The sequence below is a fragment of the Actinomadura sp. RB99 genome (assembly GCF_014706005.1).
Taxonomy (GTDB): Bacteria; Actinomycetota; Actinomycetes; order Streptosporangiales; family Streptosporangiaceae; genus Spirillospora.
This window is the reverse complement of record NZ_JABMCA010000018.1, coordinates 1-16,745: the sequence shown is the minus strand read 5'-3', so window position 1 is coordinate 16,745 and position 16,745 is coordinate 1. Positions and strand designations below refer to the sequence as shown.

General features: G+C 73.4%; 17 protein-coding genes. 6 read left to right on the top strand and 11 right to left on the bottom strand.

The genetic code is table 11. The features are described from left to right. Positions 1–229: 229 nt before the first annotated feature. Positions 230–1,075 (bottom strand): helix-turn-helix domain-containing protein, encoded by an 846-nt coding sequence (locus tag amrb99_RS18295; protein ID WP_190857566.1) that lies wholly within the window; start codon positions 1,073–1,075, stop codon positions 230–232. Positions 1,076–1,209: 134 nt separating this feature from the next. On the opposite strand from amrb99_RS18295, the gene amrb99_RS18290 reads away from it, so the two are divergent. After that, positions 1,210–2,154, top strand: coding sequence for an SDR family oxidoreductase (locus amrb99_RS18290; RefSeq protein WP_190857292.1), 945 nt, complete (start codon positions 1,210–1,212; stop codon positions 2,152–2,154). Between the two features lie 152 nt (positions 2,155–2,306). Here amrb99_RS18290 and amrb99_RS18285 read toward each other — a convergent pair whose 3' ends face one another. Next, positions 2,307–2,876 (bottom strand): helix-turn-helix domain-containing protein, encoded by a 570-nt coding sequence (locus amrb99_RS18285; protein WP_206699997.1) that lies wholly within the window; start codon positions 2,874–2,876, stop codon positions 2,307–2,309. Then, entirely contained in the window at positions 2,864–3,364 is a 501-nt protein-coding gene (locus amrb99_RS18280) for a GNAT family N-acetyltransferase (RefSeq protein WP_190857290.1), read from the bottom strand. The genes amrb99_RS18285 and amrb99_RS18280 overlap by 13 nt, the downstream gene beginning before the upstream one ends. A 145-nt stretch (positions 3,365–3,509) precedes the next feature. On the opposite strand from amrb99_RS18280, the gene amrb99_RS18275 reads away from it, so the two are divergent. After that, complete coding sequence (locus tag amrb99_RS18275) at positions 3,510–4,130, top strand: LysE family transporter (RefSeq protein ID WP_190857288.1); 621 nt, start codon at positions 3,510–3,512, stop codon at positions 4,128–4,130. Positions 4,131–4,145: 15 nt separating this feature from the next. Here amrb99_RS18275 and amrb99_RS18270 read toward each other — a convergent pair whose 3' ends face one another. Next, positions 4,146–5,528 (bottom strand): PLP-dependent aminotransferase family protein, encoded by a 1,383-nt coding sequence (locus amrb99_RS18270; protein WP_206699996.1) that lies wholly within the window; start codon positions 5,526–5,528, stop codon positions 4,146–4,148. Positions 5,529–5,613: 85 nt separating this feature from the next. Here amrb99_RS18270 and amrb99_RS18265 point away from each other — a divergent pair, with 85 nt between their 5' ends. Next, the gene (locus amrb99_RS18265; protein ID WP_190857285.1) at positions 5,614–6,999 is read left to right on the top strand and encodes a pyridoxal-dependent decarboxylase; all 1,386 of its coding nucleotides are present in this window, start codon (positions 5,614–5,616) and stop codon (positions 6,997–6,999) included. Here amrb99_RS18265 and amrb99_RS52475 read toward each other — a convergent pair. Both amrb99_RS52475 and amrb99_RS18260 read right to left on the bottom strand, forming a co-directional pair. Continuing rightward, positions 6,994–7,122: a hypothetical protein gene (locus amrb99_RS52475; protein ID WP_277819958.1), complete on the bottom strand. Its 129-nt coding sequence runs from the start codon at positions 7,120–7,122 to the stop codon at positions 6,994–6,996. The two genes, amrb99_RS18265 and amrb99_RS52475, sit on opposite strands and share 6 nt — an antisense overlap. Before the next feature lie 181 nt (positions 7,123–7,303). Continuing rightward, positions 7,304–7,612: a hypothetical protein gene (locus amrb99_RS18260; protein ID WP_190857283.1), complete on the bottom strand. Its 309-nt coding sequence runs from the start codon at positions 7,610–7,612 to the stop codon at positions 7,304–7,306. A 479-nt stretch (positions 7,613–8,091) separates the two neighbouring features. Here amrb99_RS18260 and amrb99_RS18255 point away from each other — a divergent pair, with 479 nt between their 5' ends. Continuing rightward, positions 8,092–9,963, top strand: a complete 1,872-nt coding sequence (locus amrb99_RS18255) for a hypothetical protein (protein WP_190857281.1) — start codon at positions 8,092–8,094, stop codon at positions 9,961–9,963. A 165-nt stretch (positions 9,964–10,128) separates the two neighbouring features. Here amrb99_RS18255 and amrb99_RS18250 read toward each other — a convergent pair whose 3' ends face one another. Continuing rightward, complete coding sequence (locus amrb99_RS18250) at positions 10,129–11,754, bottom strand: acyl-CoA dehydrogenase family protein (RefSeq protein ID WP_347256733.1); 1,626 nt, start codon at positions 11,752–11,754, stop codon at positions 10,129–10,131. Between the two features lie 188 nt (positions 11,755–11,942). On the opposite strand from amrb99_RS18250, the gene amrb99_RS18245 reads away from it, so the two are divergent. Beyond that, the gene (locus tag amrb99_RS18245) at positions 11,943–12,665 is read left to right on the top strand and encodes a DUF1707 domain-containing protein (RefSeq protein ID WP_190857277.1); all 723 of its coding nucleotides are present in this window, start codon (positions 11,943–11,945) and stop codon (positions 12,663–12,665) included. 30 nt (positions 12,666–12,695) lie between these two features. Here amrb99_RS18245 and amrb99_RS18240 read toward each other — a convergent pair whose 3' ends face one another. The 4 genes from amrb99_RS18240 to amrb99_RS18225 all read right to left on the bottom strand — a co-directional run bounded on the left by amrb99_RS18240 (position 12,696) and on the right by amrb99_RS18225 (position 15,581). Next, on the bottom strand, positions 12,696–13,679 hold the full coding sequence (locus amrb99_RS18240; protein WP_190857275.1) for an ornithine cyclodeaminase family protein: 984 nt from the start codon (positions 13,677–13,679) through the stop codon (positions 12,696–12,698). Between the two features lie 46 nt (positions 13,680–13,725). Continuing rightward, a complete protein-coding gene (locus amrb99_RS18235; RefSeq protein WP_190857273.1) occupies positions 13,726–14,001 on the bottom strand; it encodes a hypothetical protein in 276 nt (91 codons plus the stop codon). A gap of 63 nt (positions 14,002–14,064) precedes the next feature. Next, entirely contained in the window at positions 14,065–14,772 is a 708-nt protein-coding gene (gene pepE, locus amrb99_RS18230) for a dipeptidase PepE (RefSeq protein WP_190857271.1), read from the bottom strand. Positions 14,773–14,783: 11 nt separating this feature from the next. Then, on the bottom strand, positions 14,784–15,581 hold the full coding sequence (locus tag amrb99_RS18225) for an IclR family transcriptional regulator (RefSeq protein ID WP_190857269.1): 798 nt from the start codon (positions 15,579–15,581) through the stop codon (positions 14,784–14,786). Positions 15,582–15,685: 104 nt separating this feature from the next. On the opposite strand from amrb99_RS18225, the gene amrb99_RS18220 reads away from it, so the two are divergent. Further along, on the top strand, positions 15,686–16,636 hold the full coding sequence (locus amrb99_RS18220; protein WP_190857267.1) for a DUF1177 domain-containing protein: 951 nt from the start codon (positions 15,686–15,688) through the stop codon (positions 16,634–16,636). Positions 16,637–16,745: the final 109 nt, after the last annotated feature.

The following is a 16,745-nucleotide window of genomic DNA, read 5'->3' as shown; positions in this document are numbered from 1 at the left end:
TCAGAAGCCCCGGCAGCGGCGGCGGTCGCCGTCACTGACCCCGTGACGACGGCTCACCATCTACGCCGCCACCCTCTCCGTCGCGGTCTGCCGCGACGACGCGGAGCGACGGCCGCCGCCGCTCCGGAAGGGGAAGCCCCTCGGTCTCGCGCGCCTCAGCCCGCAAGCAGCCCGGCCCACCAGGCCGAATACCCACGAGTGACGGCGGGCGACCGAGGCAGAGCCTGTCTCAAGCGGTGCCGAGCGGCTGCGCGCCGATGACGGAGAGCAGTTGCAGCTTCTCGTGGCTTTCGCTGCCCGGGGTCGCGGTGTAGACGAGCAGGTGGTGCGACTGGTGCGGGTCGAGCAGCGTCTGGCAGTTCAGCTCCAACGCGCCGACCTCGGGGTGGACGAAGCGCTTGACCTCGTGGGGACGGATGCCGACCTCGTGGCCGTTCCACACGTCCCGGAACTCCTCGCTCTGGGCGAGGAGCAGGTCCGCGTAGCGCGCCGCGCGGGACTTCGGGCCCCGCAGCGTGGCGATCTCGCGCAGGCCGGAGGCGAACATCCGGGAGAGGAAGCGGTGGTCTTCGGGCGCGTACAGCCGCCGGGCGGCGGGATCGGTGAACCAGCGGTACCCGAGGCTGCGCGCGGGACCGGTGTACCGGGTCGTGTCGCCGGTCAGCGCGACGCCGACCGGGGTCTGCCGCAGGGTCTCGCCGAGTTCGGTGACGATCTCGGCGGGGGTGTCGTGCAGGCGGTCGAGGATGCGCAGCAGGCCGGGCCCGACATGCTCGCCGTCGGCGCCCCGCGCGGGCGGGTTGTGGCCGGCGAGGCGGAACAGGTGGTCGCGCTCGTCGAGGGAGAGGTAGAGGCCCTGCGCGATCGAGGCGATCATCTGCTCGGACGGCTGCGGGCCGCGCTCGCGCTCCAGCCGGGCGTAGTAGTCGGTCGACATGTGGCAGAGGGCGGCCACCTCCTCGCGCCGCAGGCCGCTGGTCCTGCGGCGCCGCCCGCGCGGAAGGCCGACGTCCTCGGGCTGCAGCGACTCGCGGCGGCGCCGCAGGAACTCCGCCAGTCCCGGCCGATCGATCACCATGCTCGTCCTCCCGTGGTGCTGCTTCCTTTCTAGCGGCCGCCTGGTACGGCAACCACGGATCGACAGGTCCTGGATGGCGGCGGCCGCCTCGGTGACCGTGGGGTGGGCGACAAGACCTCTGGGAGTGAACCGTGCCACGAAAGCGAATCGACATCACCGTTCCGGACCTGTCCGGCGGACGCGCCGTCGTCACCGGAGCGAGCGACGGCATCGGACTGGGCATCGCCGCCAGGCTCGCCGCCGCCGGAGCCGAGGTCGTCATGCCCGTCCGCGACACGCGCAAGGGCGAGGCGGCGGTCGCCGCGATCCGCAGGCAGGCCCCGGGCGCGACGGTGTCGCTGCGCGAGCTGGACCTCTCCTCGCTCGACTCCGTCGCCGCGCTGGGCAAGACCCTGCTGGACGAGGACCGCCCCATCCGCATCCTTGTCAACAACGCCGGCGTCATGACACCGCCCGGCCGACGGACGACCGCCGACGGGTTCGAGTTGCAGTTCGGCACCAACCACCTGGGGCACTTCGCCCTCGTCGGACATCTGCTGCCGCTGCTGCGCGCCGGCCGCGCGCGGGTGACCTCGCAGGTCAGCGTGGCGGCGAGCCGCGGCGCCGTCAACTGGGACGACCTGGACTGGGAACGCTCCTACGACGGCATGCGCGCCTACCGGCAGTCCAAGATCGCGCTCGGGCTGTTCGGCCTCGAACTCGACCGGCGCAGCCGGGCGGGCGGCTGGGGCGTCACGAGCAACCTCTCCCATCCGGGGGTCGCGCCGACCAACCTCCTCGCCGCGCGCCCCGAACTCGGCCGCGACGAGGAGACCGCGGGCCGCAGAGTCATCCGCGCCCTGTCCGGACGGGGCATCTTCCTCGGGACCGTCGAGACCGCGAAGCTCCCGGCCCTCTACGCAGCCACCTCGCCTCACGCCGAAGGCGGCGCGTTCCACGGACCGCGCGGACTCGGGCACCTGGGCGGCCCTCCCGCTGAGCAGAAGCTTTACGGCCCCCTGCGCAGCGACGAGGAGGCCCAGCGCGTCTGGCGGGTCTCCGAAGAACTGACGCGAGTGACCATCCCCGGCCCTTGAGAGCGGGCCGGTCTCGCGGGTCCAGCCAAGCGGCACCCTCCGTCTCCGGAGTGTCCAGGCGATGGGCCGTCACCACGTGCGGCTCGTCGGGAAGGACGCCGTGCATTCCGGGACGGCCGCGCAGCACCTCCAAGGCGACGAGGAGCAGAAGGTCAGGGCGTGGCCTTGCGGGTGACGACCACGACGTAGCGGCACTCGTCGGTCGTGTCGTTGATGAACTCGCGGGCTTGGGGCTCGCCGAACTCGAACGTGTCTCCGCTGGTGAGACGGTGTGAGGTCGGTCCCTCGGCCAGAGTCAGCTCGCCGTCCAGGACCCAGACGAGCTGGGCGATGAACGCGTACGTCCCGGCCGGCATCGACACCCGGGCCCCCGCGGGCAGCACGATCTCGGTGACGTCGGCGGGAAAGCCCGGCGTCGATATCTGGCGCCGGAGGTAGCCGGTGTCGGGGTCCGTCCAGTGGGGGGTGTCGGCGGCGCGCCGCACCCCGTCGGCGCCTCCCTCGGCCGGCGACAGCAGCGCGGTCATGGTCAGTTCCAGCGCGGCGGAGAGCTTGCCGACGACGAGGGCGGTCGGGTTGCTCTCGCCCCGCTCGATCTTGCTGATCATCGCCCGGGACACCCCGGAGGCGTCCGCGAGCCGGGCCAGCGACCAGCCGCGCCTGACCCGTTCCGCCTTGATCCGCCGTCCGAGGCCGTCCGGGCTGTCCATCAAAGTGGACACGGCTTCACCGCGGGAACGGCGCCGCCGTCCAGGCACAGCTTCATGAAGACGCTGTTGGGATCCCGGACGTAGTCGGCGAACGGCTCGCAGAGGGCGAACCCGTGCCGCGTGTAGAGCCGCCGGGCCGGTGCGAAGAAGTCCTGGCTCCCTGTCTCCAGCAGCACCCGCCGGTAGCCGCGCTCGGCGGCGACCTTCAGCAGGTGCCGGAGCATGACCGTTCCGACGCCCCGTCCCCGCGCTGACCGCGCCGTCCGCATGGACTTCAGTTCGGCGTCGCCGCCGCCGAGGTCCTTGAGCGCGCCGCAGCCGCGTAGCTCCGGGCCTTCCCAGACTGACCAAAACTCGACCCCCGCGGCGCGCAACTCGTGCAGATCCAGCGCATGGACCGACTCCGCGGGCGAGGTGGCGTGCATGTCGGCCAGATGCTCTTCCAAGAGTCCATGGACCTCGGGCCGGGTCAGGTCGTCGAGCTCGAAACGCAGCGTCATCCGGACTCCTGTCTCACCCGCTCAAAATACGGTGCGGTCAACGATGGGAGATTTCTATCATAGTGGACATGTATCTACTATATGAACACCTCGCGATGCCGGCCGCCGCCTCGGCCCGACGGTGGATGCGACCGGTGCTCGGCCCATGACGACGGCGCTCGCCACCGGAGCCGTCGCGGGCCTCGGGATCGCCATGCAGGTCGGAGCCGTCGCCGTCTACCTGCTCCTGCTCAGCTCGATGGCGCCCGTGCGGGTCGGTGCCGCCGCTGCCCTGGGCGTCGCGACGGTGGACGGTCTCTACAGCGCCGTCGCGGTCGCGGTGGGAGGGGTGGTGAGCCGCGTGGTCGGACCGGTCGTCGGCTCCCTCCGCTGGGTCGCCGCCGCCGTGCTGTTGTGGATCGCCGTGCGGGTCGTGATCGACGCGGTCCGCGAGGACGGCGGACCGTCCGGCCCACTCGACGCCTCGGGAGCGTCCTCACCTGGACGGGCCTACCTGCGGCTCATCGGGATCACGGTGATGAACCCGGGCACGGTCCTGTACTTCGCCGCCATCGTCATCGGCAGCCGCTTCGAGGCCTTCGACGCCGTCGATCGGTCCGCCTTCGTCGTCGGCGCGTTCACGGCGTCCGCCGTCTGGCAGATGGCGGTGGTCCTCGCCGGGGCGGCGTTGGGCCGCCTGCTCACCGGGTACCGGGGACGGCTGGTGACGGGAGTGGTCGCCGGGACGCTCATCGCCGCGCTGGCCGTGCGGACGTTCGTCGGGTAGCGGGCCGGGCACAGCTCATCCGGCTCCTCGCGGGCCTTGATGGCCGCATGCGAGATCCAGGACGGTGGCGACGCGGTCCAGCGTGCTGACCGGCGGGGTGTAAGGCAGGCGGAGGTGGTGGGAGTGGGTCGCGTCGGCGGCGAACGACGGACCTGGAGACAGTTCGAGTCCGTGGGCGCGGGCGCGTGTCGTGACGAGATCGGCTCGCTCGGTGGTCAGGCGCAACCAGAGCGCGAGGCCCCCTGGAGGGACCGTGAACCGCCAGCGGTCGTCTCCGGCCAGCAGCCCGCTCAGGTGGTCGCGCTGCCGGCGCAGGGCGGCCCGCCGGTCACGCAGCAGCGGTTCCAGGTCGCGCAGGAGTTCGGCGGCGACCAGTTGCTGGGTCGGCGCCGCCGACAGCGGTTCGCACAGGGGATGGTGGGCCAGCTCGCCGATGAGCGCGGCCGGCCCGCGGATCCAGCCGACCCGCAGGCCGGCCCAGATCGTCTTGGCCGCCGACCCGATGAGGAGGGAGCCGGGTATCCGCTGGACCGGCGCGGGGGTGTCGCGCAGGTCGAGATCGCGCATGGTCTCATCGGCCACCACGGTCACTCCGTGCCGTTCGGCCAGCCGGGCCACGGCCTGCCGGTCGGCTTTCGGCATGAGCGCGCCGGTCGGGTTCTGGAAGTCGGGGACGAGGTAGGCCATCCCGCCCGCCGCGGTGCGGAACGCGCCGTCGAGCTGGTCCAGGTCCCAGCCGTCCGCGGTCACCCGGCAGCCGACCAGGCGTCTGCCGGAGGCCCGGAAGCCGGCCAGCGGATCGACATAGGTCGGGATCTCCACGGCCACGACCCGGGGACGCAGGTGCGCCGACAGCAGCGCCAGGGCCGAGCGCGCTCCCGAGGTGATCAGTATCTGTTCGGGCCGGGTGGCGAGCCCCTCCGCCGTGTGGCGGTCCGCGAGCTGTGATCGCAGCTCGGGCAGCCCGGGGCCGGTCTCCCCGCTTTCGGCCAGGACCGGGCCGGAGCGCTCGGCCGCTCTCAGTACGGCCCGCTGATAGGGCGCGTGCGGTGCCGCCGGAACCGCCCTGCGCAGGTCGATCGCGCCGTGCTCGCCGACGGCCGACGACGGCGCGATGCGCGTCGTGGCCGCCGGCGGAAGCCGCAACATGCTCGCGCTGCCGCGACGGGTGTCGACCCATCCCTCGTCGCGCAGGATGCCCAGCGCCGCGATCACCGTGCCGCGGCTGACGCCGAGCGCCGCGGCGGCACGGCGCTCGGCGGGCAGCCGGGAGCCGACCCGCAGCCGTCCGTCCAGAGCCGCGTCGCCGACCGCGTCGGCCAGCGCTCGGGCCAGGGCGGCACCTGGTCTGCGCCATGCGCCCAGCGCGGCGGCCAGCTGGTTGTCCGTGATGTGCACTGGTCCAGTTTGCTCTTATTGGACCAGTGTTTGGCACCCCGCTCTGGATACCGTCCACCTGGAACCACGGAAATCGGAGCCTCCCATGCACCCACGCCTCGCCGCCGATCTCGCAGAACTGCCTGCCCTACTGGAGGCGACTCGCGTCCAGGCGACCGGGATCCTCGGCCGCCTGGACGAGCAGCCGGTCGTCCCGCCGCTTCGTCCGCCCGCCCCAGAACCGCTCCCCGAGGAGGGAGCCGGGCTGACGGCGGCGCTCGAGGAGTTCACCCGCACCTGGGCCCCGCTGTTCTCGGCGAGCTCAGGCCCGCGCTACCTGGGCTTCGTCACCGGTGGCGCCACGCCGGCCGCGTTGGCGGGCGACTGGCTGACCGCGGCCGCCGACCAGAACCCCACCTCGGCGCTCGACGGCGCGGCGCCCGAACTCGAACGCCGCACCATCGACTGGCTGCGCGACCTGTTCGGCCTCGGCAGCGCGCATCACGGCACGTTCGTCAGCGGCGCGACCATGTCCAACACGGTGGGCCTGGCCATCGCCCGCGAATGGCTGGGCGACCGAGCGGGCGTCAGCGTGGCGGAAGAGGGCGCGTCGGCATTGGGACGAGTCTCGGTCCTGTCCGGTAGCCCGCATTCGAGCATCGCCAAGGGCCTGTCCATGCTCGGCCTGGGCCGCACCGCGCTGATCCCCGTGCCGACCGTCCACGATCGGGAGGCAGTCGACCTCGCCGCGCTGGAGCAGGCGTTGACGCAGGTGGACGGCCCCTGTGTCGTCGTCGCCAACGCCGGCACGGTCAACACCGTCGACTTCGACGACCTCCGCGCCATCGCCGCGCTGCGGGAACGCCACGACTTCTGGCTGCACGTGGACGCCGCCTTCGGAGGTTTCGCGACGCTGTCGCCGGACCACGCGGACCTGGTCGCCGGGCTCGACGCCGCCGACTCCATCTGCATCGACCTCCACAAATGGCTGAACGTCCCCTACGACAGCGCCGTGCAGTTCACCCGCCGCCCGGATCTCCAGGTGCGGGTGTTCCAGAACGCCGCCGCCTATCTCGGCCCGCTCGGCGAGACCCCTGACCACGTCCACCTCACGCCGGAGAATTCGCGGCGCCTGCGCGCCCTCGCCGCCTGGTTCACGCTGCGGGCCTACGGGCGGGCCGGGCACCGTGAGATCGTTCAGCGGAACATCGCCTGCGCACACGCTCTCGGCGAGGCGATCAAGGCGATCCCCGGGCTGCGCCTGCTGGCACCGGTTCGCCTGAACGTCGTCTGCTTCACCCTGGCTGAGGAGCCCACCGCCGAGCGGCTCGCCGACCTCGCCGCCGAACTGGCGGAGGACGCCTTCCTCACCCCGACCACCTATGCCGGGGTGCCCGCGCTTCGAGCCGCCTTCAGCAATTGGCGGACCACCCGACCCGACGTCGACCGGATCACGAAGGCTCTGAAGGACCGCCTGGACACTCCGTCATAGGGACTCCCGAGCGGAGGTCGATGCGAGCCCGACCACGGTCAGCAGGTAGGGGATCGGCGCGGTGGCCGGGGTGACGGGGGCGACGGCCGCGTCACCGGCCAGGTCGAACTGCGGCTTCGCCACCTTCACCATGCCCGGGTGTCGGCGACCTGGTCCGCGGCGATCTTCAGGTTCGTGCCGGCCTGCGGGGCGACCAGGCCGTCATCAATGGCGGATGCGGGACGAGGACGATGTCGAGGGCGGTGGCGGGGATGTGATCAGGGCGGCGGCGGGTTGCCCAGGCCGGCGTCGCGAGCCAGGTGGATCAGCGGAGTGATCCCGACGAGCAGCCCCGCGGACCGGGGGACGGCGCGGGACCGCCACAGCGCGGCGCCGAGCAGCACACCGCCGCCTCGTACAGCACGGCGTCCAGCGGCAGGAGCCCGACCACTCCCGCCAGCCATCCCGCGCCGGCGATCCAGCCGCCGGCCAGCGCGAGCCGCGGCGCGCCTTGCCGGGCCAGCCGAGCGACGGCGAGCATGGCCGGCGCGACCAGCAGGGTCAGCACGTCCAGCGCGAGCACCGCCCGCATCGCGCCCTGGTGGGCGAGGACCTTCGCCACCTGATCCGCCACGCTCTGGCCGCCGGTCCCGCCGCTCAGGGAAGAAGCCCGGCACGCCGCTGATGCCGCAGTACGTGAACCGGAGCTCGTACCGGCCGCCGGTCGGGCGTAGTACGGCGGCTTTCGTACCTTGATGAGACCGGCCGCACCTTGCGCGGCAGGTCTCGGTGGCCGGACGGGACGGAGAGGCCGGGGGCGTGGTTCTCGTCTCTGCGCAGCGCGGGGCGGGCCACCCGTGACCGCGTGTGAGGCTCACCGCCCGGTGCAGCCCCCCATGTGCCGTGCGCCGTCGGCGTCGGGGCGCTACTGATCGCCATGGTCGCGGCGCTCGCCATCATGCCCGGCGGGGCGTCAACGGGAGTGCCTGGCGCCGGCCGGACCAGCGCGGCCTCGGCCTTCGGCGGGGTTTCGGTCGTCCCTGTGCTGGCGAGGGGCGGTGAAGTGACCTAGCGTCGTAAGGGCCGCAGGGTCGTCGTAGGCCGAGGAGATCCATGTATCCGTCGTCGCCCGTACATGACCTGGCCGTCGAGGTGGAGCAGGTGCGGCGGCAGGCGCGGAGACCGCGCGCGCACGTGGCGCGGATGGAGCGGCTGCGGACGGCGAAGGGCCTGCTCGGCCAGGTCATCACCGCGCAGGGGCAGAAGAGCGACCCGGCCGCGCTGGGGGCTTTCGCGGCCGACTGGATCGAGCTGTGCCCCATCACGTCGGCGGAGCTGGCGGGCGTGACGCCGAGCGAGGACGAGGCGGCGGAGCTGACCCTGCTGTGGTCGGAGCTGTACGCCCGGTACCTCGGGCTGATGGTCAAATATCCGCCGTCCACGCAGCGGCCGCGGATCCTGCGCGGCATCAGGCGGTGCGCGGTCACCGTCGGCCCCGACGCTCTAGGCGTCGTGCGGGTGCGAGCGCTCACCGACACCGACGAGTTCCAGAGCAGGCCGCTGAACTCGCTGCGGCGAAGGGCCGTCCACGCCCTCACCGAAGGCGGGAGCACGCAGGGCAAGCTGTTCAAGGCGACGCTGCCGGCGCTGGAGCCCAGGTCCGACCCGGTCGAAACGCTGGCGGTGAGCGGCTACACGGCCGTGCTCGACTTCGTCCCCGAGGACGAGCAGCGGGAGGTGCTGAACGACATGCTCCGGCTGTGCTACGCCGCCTTCGACGACGACCCCACCTGGTCGCCGACCGGCTGGACCTGGCAGGCCACCGTCGCCTGCGCCGGCGGCTCGGTCCACTACGAGATCTCGGTCGACGGCGATCGGGTGGTCCGCGCCGAACGGCTCGGAGCAGGGACCGACCGCAACCCGGCCCAGTTCGTCTCCGCGCGGGGAGCGGACGCGATGAAGGCCGAGCTGATCACCGCCTACGGGCTCACCGGGATCGAGGGGCAGGGGGGCGCCGAGTGGAGGCCCGTCGAGATCGCGCTGACGGCGGGCGCGCTGTCGCGGCTCCCGGCGCACGGCCGCGGCCAGCTCGCGGGGACGGCGCTGATCCGTGGTGCGGTGCCGCCGAGGCCGGTCGGCGCCTCGCTACTGCACGTGGGGGCCTACCACGCGGGGCTCAACAGGACGTACGACCCGGTCCAGGAGCGCCCCCTGCCCGACCCGCCGCACCTGCACGTCTACCAGCCGATCTTCGACCATCAGGGGCTCAGCTGCTGCGGCGCGCCGGGCGACGCCGGGCCGGTCTGCGAGTTCGAGGTGCTGCACGAGATGGGGCACGCGATCGGGCAGCGGCCCCCGCACCTGGCCAGGAAGTCGTGGGAGGCCGGCCGCGCCGCGGCCTACCGCGACGCCTCCGCCCTCGCGCGGAAGCTGAAGGACGTCTACACCTCGAAGCTCTCCTACCGGAGGCCGTTGAGGCCATGGACGGAGGCGATCCAGGTCTACCCCTCCGGCGAGCAGGCGTATGCCCGCGCCGTCGAGCTCTTGTGCGTCGCACTGGAGACCTGCGACGCCGGCGCGATCGTCACTGCGAAGCAGGGGCTCGCGACGGCGCAGACGGCCATGCGGCAGACCAGGGACGGGCTCATGACGGCGGCGACGGCGGTGACCGGCTGCGACGCCCTCCCCGAGTGCGCGCAGGCCGGAACGCTCACCGAGGCGCTCACCAACGCGCTCACCGGTCCCGTCCCCGACATCCTCAGGAAGTCGAGGCTGGCCCGGGACTTCGGCGACATGGCCCGCCGGTTCGGCTTCACGCCCATCACCCGCTATGCCGAGCGGTCCGACGCGGAACTGATCGCCGAGACCTACGCCCTCTTCTGCACCGACCCCCACCGCCTGTGGGAGTGGAATTGGAGGGTCTGCCGCTGGTTCGAGGACCACTGCCCCGACCCGACCGGTTACGACCCGGTCGCCTTCCCCTGAGCCACGGAGTCGCGGCTCGCCTCGCAGCGCGGTCGGCGCTGCGCCGCCTGCCGCACCGGCAGCGGGACCCGCTCGCAGGCCGCGCCGCGATCGTCTTGGTGGACGGCGCGATCACGCCGAGCTTGCGCCGGCTTGCTGCGAACGCCTGTGGCGTGAAGAACGGCTTCAGCCGACTTTCGGGGTGGCGCGGTCGATGATCGGGGCTAGGTCGAGGCCGGGCGGGAGGGTGCCGAAGGCGGCGCCCCAGTCGCCGGACAGGCGGGTGGCGCAGAAGGCGTCGGCTACGGCCGGGTGACCGTGCCTGACCAGCAGTGATGCCTGGAGGACGAGTGCGAGGCGCTCGGCGACGCGGCGGGCGCGGTACTCGATCGTGGCGGTGTCGGCGAAGGCGTCCTTGGCCTCCTGGACGGCGGCGTCGAGGCGCGGGTCGGCGCCGCGGGCGAGCTCGACCTCGCCGAAGAACGCCTCCAGCGTCTGCGGTTCGCGTAGCGTCGCACGGAGGAGATCGAGCGCGGCGACGTTGCCCGAGCCCTCCCAGATCGAGTTCAGCGGGGACTCGCGGAACAGGCGCGGCATCCCCGACTCCTCGACGTAGCCGTTGCCGCCGAGGCATTCGAGGGACTCGGCGGCGTGCGCCGGCCACCGCTTGCAGACCCAGTACTTGCTGACCGCCAGGCCGAGCCGCTTGAACGCCGCCTCGGACGCGTCGCCGCGCACCGAGCGGTCCGTCGCGCCGGCGAGCCGCGTCATCAGGACCGTGGCGGCCTCCGACTCGACCGCGAGGTCGGCGAGGACGTTGCGCATCAGCGGCTGGTCGATGAGGTACGCGCCGAACGCCTTGCGGTGCGCGGCGTGGTGCACCGCGGTCGTGACGCCCTGCCGCATGCCGGCGGCCGCGCCGATCACGCAGTCCAGCCGGGTCATGTTGACCATCTCGATGATGGTCCGGACGCCGCGCCCCTCGTCGCCGACCCGCCACGCGACCGCGTTCTCGTACTCGACCTCGGACGAGGCGTTCGACTTGTTGCCGAGCTTGTCCTTCAGCCGCATCAGCCGCAGCGGGTTGAGCGCGCCGTCGGGCAGGACGCGGGGGACGAGGAAGCAGGTCAGGCCCTCCGGCGCCTGGGCCAGGGTGAGGAACACGTCGCACATCGGGGCGCTGGTGAACCACTTGTGGCCGACGAGCCGGTACGTCCCGTCCGGCTGGGGCGTCGCCCGCGTGGTGTTGGCGCGGACGTCCGAGCCGCCCTGCTTCTCCGTCATCGACATGCCCGCGAGCAGCGCGTTCTTGGTGAGCGGGGCGCGCAGGCCGAAGTCGTACTCGGGCTTGGCGAGCAGCGGCTCGTATCGCGCGGCCAGTTCCGGGGCCTGGCGCAGGGCGGGGACGGCGGCGTACGTCATCGAGATCGGGCAGCCGTGCCCGGCGTCCACCCGCCAGGTGTAGAACTTGGCGGCGCGGGCGACGTGCGCGCCCTCGCGCGGGTCCGCCCAGGCGGAGCCGTGCAGGCCATGGGTCACCGCGACGGTCATCAGCTCGTGCCACGCCGGGTGGAACTCCACCTCGTCGACGCGGTGCCCGTAGCGGTCGTGGGTGCGCAGGACGGGCGGGTTCTCGTTGGCGAGGCGGCCCCAGTCCTGGGCGCGCTCGGTGCCCGCCAGGAGGCCCAGCTCGTGCACCTCCGGGGCGGCCCAGCCGGCGCCCTCGCGCTCCAGCCCGTCCAGCAGGGCGGGGTCGTCGGCGAGGTCGTGGCCGGCGAGCGGGGGAACCTGGTTGAACACCTCGTGGGTCACTGCGCTGCTCCTGTGCTGCGGAGGCCGGTTCGCGGGGGACGTCCCCAGACGCAGGATACAGAACCGCGTTCGGCCGGTCGGACGATCATGCCTCCGCCCCGCCTGCCGGGGCATCCTCCTCAGGTGGTGGGGCGATCTCGTCCGCGCGGCGGATTGTCCATGCGGCGCGGGGGCATAACTTCGGAACCATGAGTCAGTCCAGTCCGCAGCAGGGGCGGCCGCCGTGCCCGAGCCGCCCGCGGCGGCGGCGGGAGGACCTCCACCCCGCGGGGCCGGGGGAGGATCCCGCCGGGACGACCCCCGTTCACGGGGCGGTCCGGGCCTCCGACGCCGAGCGCGAGGCCGTGGTCGAGCGGCTGCGGGTCGCCTCGGTGGAGGGGCGGCTGACCTTCGAGGAGCTGACCGAGCGGACCGAGGCCGCCTACGCGGCCGTCACCCGCGCCGACCTGGAGCACATCACCGCCGACCTGCCCGGCATGGGCGCGCCCGGCGCGAACCCGGCGCCGCCGCAGGTGAAGCGGCGGTTCAGCGCCGTCATGGGGGACTGCAAGGAGCGCATCGTCGGGCGCATCGACGGCCCGCTGGAGGCGGTGTCGGTGATGGGCGACGTCGAGCTGGACCTGCGCGGCGCGCAGGTCCCGACCGGCGAGGTGCACATCTCGGCCACCGCCGTGATGGGCGACGTGAAGATCATCGTGCCGGACGGGGTGGCGGTCGAGCTGATGGGCCACGCCTTCCTCGGCGACCGCCGCGTCCAGGTGCGCGAGCCCTGCCCGGGGGAGCGCATCCCCATCGTCCGGGTCACCGCGAACGCCTTCATGGGCGATGTGAAGATCGTGGACGACGAGCACCACGCGCCGATCCGCCGGGCCGTCGCGTCGTGGTGGCGCGACCGCCGCCCCGACGCCTGACCGGCGACGCCGCGCACCCCGGGCGTCCGCTCAGAGGCGCACCTCCGTCCCGGCGCCGCGCCGCCGCGCCTCCCGCAGCACCAGCGCGGTGGCGGCGAGGTCCTGGACGACCACGCCGACCGACTTGTACAGCGTGATCTCCTCCTCCGACGCGCGGCCCGGGCGGGTGCCCTCGACCACCTCGCCCAGCTCGGCCCGGACGTGCGCGGGCGTGATGACGCCGCGCTCCAGCGGCTCGGCGAGGTCGAGGTTCGGCGGGACGGCCGCCAGGGCCGCCGCGCGGGACTCCACGAACAGCGCGGCGTCGGCGATCGTCGCGTCGTCGACCTCCCGGCCGCGCGGGTTGTAGCCGATCGAGGTGACGTGCGTCCCCGGCGCCAGCCACTCCCGCCGGACGACCGGCTCCACCGCGTAGGTGGCCGCGCTGACGATCCCGGCGCCCGCGACGGCCTCCGCGTAGCCCGCGACGGCGCGCACGTCGGCGTCCACGGCGCCCGACAGCTCCTCCGCGAGCGCCGCGGCCTTGGCGTGGTCGCGCCCGGCGATGCGGACCTCCCGGACGTCCCGGACGCGCGGGACCGCGATCGCGTGCGCCCGCGCCTGGACGCCGGTGCCGAGCACCGCGACCACCGAGGCGTCGTCGCGGGCCAGCAGCCGCGCGGACAGCGCCGCGCACGCGGCGGTCCGGACCGCGGTGATGTGGGTGCCGTCGAGCAGCGCGGCGGGCTCCCCGGTGGCCGGGTCGAACGCGACGATCACCGCCTGCCGCACGGGCAGCCCCGTCCCGGCGTTCCCGGGGAACACCGACACGAGCTTGCTGGCCAGCGCGCCCGCCGACGGCGCGTGGCCCGGCATGTCGAGCAGGAGCGCGTCCCGCTCCGGGACGGCCGCGGCGGTCCGTTCGGGGACGTGCGCGCGGCCGGCGCTGAGGTCGGCCATCGCGGGGGCGAGGGAGTCGATGAGCGCGTCGACGTCGAGCAGTTCCTCGACGTCCCGCCGGGAGAGAACGAGCACGGCGGGACCCTAGCGGCCGCCTCGGACAGAACGCCGTCGCCGCGGGTCAGCGGGAGTCGTCGCCGCGCTCGGCCTCGCGGACGCCCTCCTCGTCGGCCGGCAGCGCGTCGGGGTGGCCGGTGCCCACGCCGGGCGTGCCGGTGCCGCTGATCTCGTCCTCCCGGCGGGCGTCCCGCTCCGCGGGGTCCTCGCCCGGCACGCGCGCCGGGACGGAGGCGCCGGGAACGGTGCGGCCGCGGGCGTCCGACCCCTGGTTCACCGGCGCGAAGTCGCGGTCGTGCGTCGTCTCGGGCTCGTGTCCGGAATCCTCACGCTCGTCCATGCGGGCCGCATACCCGGAGCCGGGCGCGCCGAACGTGACGCGGCGGACGCCCGCGCGGCCGGGTCAGGCGTCGAACGCCGCCGGGGCCGACAGCAGCCAGGACGCGTCCGAGCCGGCGGGCAGCTCGCGGGGCTCCTCGCCCCGCCGGAACAGCCGGGCGTCCAGCTTCCCGCCCAGCGTGGCCGTCCCGTCCGACACCCGCAGCCAGGTGCCCTCCCGCAGCCCCAGCACCGGCACGTCGTTGCACTCCAGGAACTCGGTGAGGCGCTGCTCGCGGGTCTCGCTCATGTGGGTGCTGCCGGGCTGCGGGTCCAGGTAGTGCGGGTTGATCTGGAAGGGGACGAAGCCGAGGGCCGCGAAGCTCGGCGGCTGCACGATCGGCATGTCGTTGGTGGTGCGCAGCGTCGGGCAGGCCATGTTCGTGCCCGCGCTCGCCCCCATGTAGGGGAGCCCGCCGGGGACGGCCTCGCGCAGCGCGTCGCGCAGGCCGGTCCAGTACAGGTCCCGCAGCAGGCGGAAGGAGTTGCCGCCGCCGACGAAGACCGCGTCCGCGCCGTCGAGGTCGCCGGTGGTGTGCACGCCCCGCACGGTGACGCCCCTGGGTTCGAGCGCCTTGCGGACCGTGTCGGTGTACCCGTCGTGGTCGGCCAGCGCGTACGGGACGAACGCGAGCGTCCCGCCCGCCGGGAGGAACGCGGTCACCGCCTCCATGGCGTGCTCCAGGTAGGAGCGGCCATGGGCGGTGGAGTTGGACAGCAGGAGCAGTTCCACAAGGGGTCCTTTCAGGAGCGCCGGGATCCGGTGAGGAGGCGTTCGACCTGCTCGGCGGCGCGCTGGAGCGCGGGCAGCCGGTCGAGCGGGGCGGCGAAGCGGTCCTCGTGCCCGCCGAGGCTGAGGCTTCCGAAGGGCTCGCCGTGCAGCCGCACGGGGACGGCGAGCGTCGCGACGTGCGCGTCGTACTCGCCGGCGGTGAAGGCGTATCCGCGCTCGCGCACCTGCCGGAAGCGGGCCTCCAGCTCGCCGACGTCGGTGAGCGTCCGCTCGGTGAACCGGGCCATCGGCCGGTCGCGGAACAGCCTCAGCCGCTCGTCCTCGGGGACGAAGGCGTAGTAGGCCTGGGCGGTGGCGCCCGCGTGCGCCGGGTACAGCTCGTCGACCAGGGGGTAGTAGCGCAGCGGCCCGGCCGCGCCGTCCACGGCCGCGACGCAGCGGATGTGGAAGCCGTCGGGGACCGACAGCAGCGCGGTGTCGCCGGTGCGCATGCTGAGGTCGGTGAGGACGGGCGTGACGAGCATCCGCAGCGAGCCCGACCGCTCCCAGCTGCGGCCGAGGTGCAGGGCCGCGGGGCCGACGCGGTAGCGGCGGGTGTCGGGGTCGGCGACGAGGAACCCGCGGTGGGCGAGGGTCGCGAGGATGCGCTGCGCGGCGGACTTGTCCCAGCCGAACTCCTCGGCGACCTCGGTCACCCCCCAGTCCCCGCGGTTGCGGTCGAATCCGAGCAGGACGAGCAGCGCCCGGTCCGCGGTCTGCAGCAGCCCCTTGGGCGTGCTGCGGTCGGCACCGAAACCCCATCCGGGCACCGTGGCCTCCGTTGCAAATAGCGGGACAAAGTTGCTTATTTCGATAATAGCGCTGCAACCTGGGCATACACCCCGCTCTTCACCCGTTGGCAGAGGTAGTGTCCATGCTCAAGCACGTACTCGACGTGATCGACCGGCTCGACGATCCCGCGGCGAGCGGCAAGTCCGTCGCCGAGCTCCTCGACCGGGCGGCCGGGCCGGAGGGCTCCGGGGCCGAGGTCGTCACCGTTCACGGCGACAAGGGCTCCACCGACTTCGTGCGCGTGCGCGTCCCCGGCCGCCGCGGCCGCGCCCGCGGCGGCGACGCGCCCACCCTCGGGATCGTCGGCCGGCTGGGCGGGATCGGCGCCCGCCCCGAGATCCTCGGCTTCACCTCCGACGGCGACGGCGCGGCGGCGGCGCTCGCCGCGGCGGCCAAGCTGCTGGAGATGCGCTCGCGCGGCGACGTGCTGGACGGCGACGTGGTCATCGCCACCCACGTCTGCCCGGACGCCCCCACCCAGCCGCACGACCCGGTGCCGTTCATGGACTCCCCGGTCGACATCGCGACGATGAACGAGCACGAGATCACCCCGGACATGGACGCCGTGCTGTCCATCGACACGACCAAGGGCAACACGTTCATCAACCACCGCGGGCTGGCGCTGTCGCCGACGGTCAGGCAGGGCTACGTGCTACGCGTCAGCGAGCAGCTCGCGGGACTGCTCGCGGTCGTGACCGGCGAGCCCGCCGTGACGTTCCCCGTCACCACCCAGGACATCACGCCCTACGGCAACGGCGTCCACCACCTGAACTCGATCCTGCAGCCAGCCACCGCCACGCGGGCGCCGGTCGTCGGCCTCGCCATCACCGCGGCGGCGCCGGTTCCGGGCTGCGCCACCGGCGCCAGCCACGAGACCGACATCGCCGCCGCCGCGCGCTTCGCCGTCGAGGCCGCCAAGGGCTTCGGGGCGGGCGCGCTGACCTTCCACGACCAGGCCGAGTACGAGGCGCTCGTCGCCCGCTACGGCTCGCTGGCCCACCTGCAGACCCTCGGGGCGGGAGACGCTTCCTAATGCTGTTGTCAAGCCGCAGCGGTGACCGGTGGTGTGAGCTGATAGCACCGTCCGTCACGCAGAAGTGCCCACAGAACGTTCACTCGTCGGCGGGCCAGGGCCAGTACGG

Bases quoted from the DNA above. Each gene is read 5' to 3' on its own strand.
- amrb99_RS18280 (WP_190857290.1), bottom strand. From the start codon at position 3,364: ATGACGCTGCGTTTCGAGCTCGACGACCTGACCCGGCCCGAGGTCCAT.
- amrb99_RS18275 (WP_190857288.1), top strand. From the start codon at position 3,510: ATGACGACGGCGCTCGCCACCGGAGCCGTCGCGGGCCTCGGGATCGCC.
- amrb99_RS18265 (WP_190857285.1), top strand. From the start codon at position 5,614: ATGCACCCACGCCTCGCCGCCGATCTCGCAGAACTGCCTGCCCTACTG.
- amrb99_RS18255 (WP_190857281.1), top strand. From the start codon at position 8,092: ATGTATCCGTCGTCGCCCGTACATGACCTGGCCGTCGAGGTGGAGCAG.
- amrb99_RS18245 (WP_190857277.1), top strand. From the start codon at position 11,943: ATGAGTCAGTCCAGTCCGCAGCAGGGGCGGCCGCCGTGCCCGAGCCGC.
- amrb99_RS18235 (WP_190857273.1), bottom strand. From the start codon at position 14,001: ATGGACGAGCGTGAGGATTCCGGACACGAGCCCGAGACGACGCACGAC.
- amrb99_RS18220 (WP_190857267.1), top strand. From the start codon at position 15,686: ATGCTCAAGCACGTACTCGACGTGATCGACCGGCTCGACGATCCCGCG.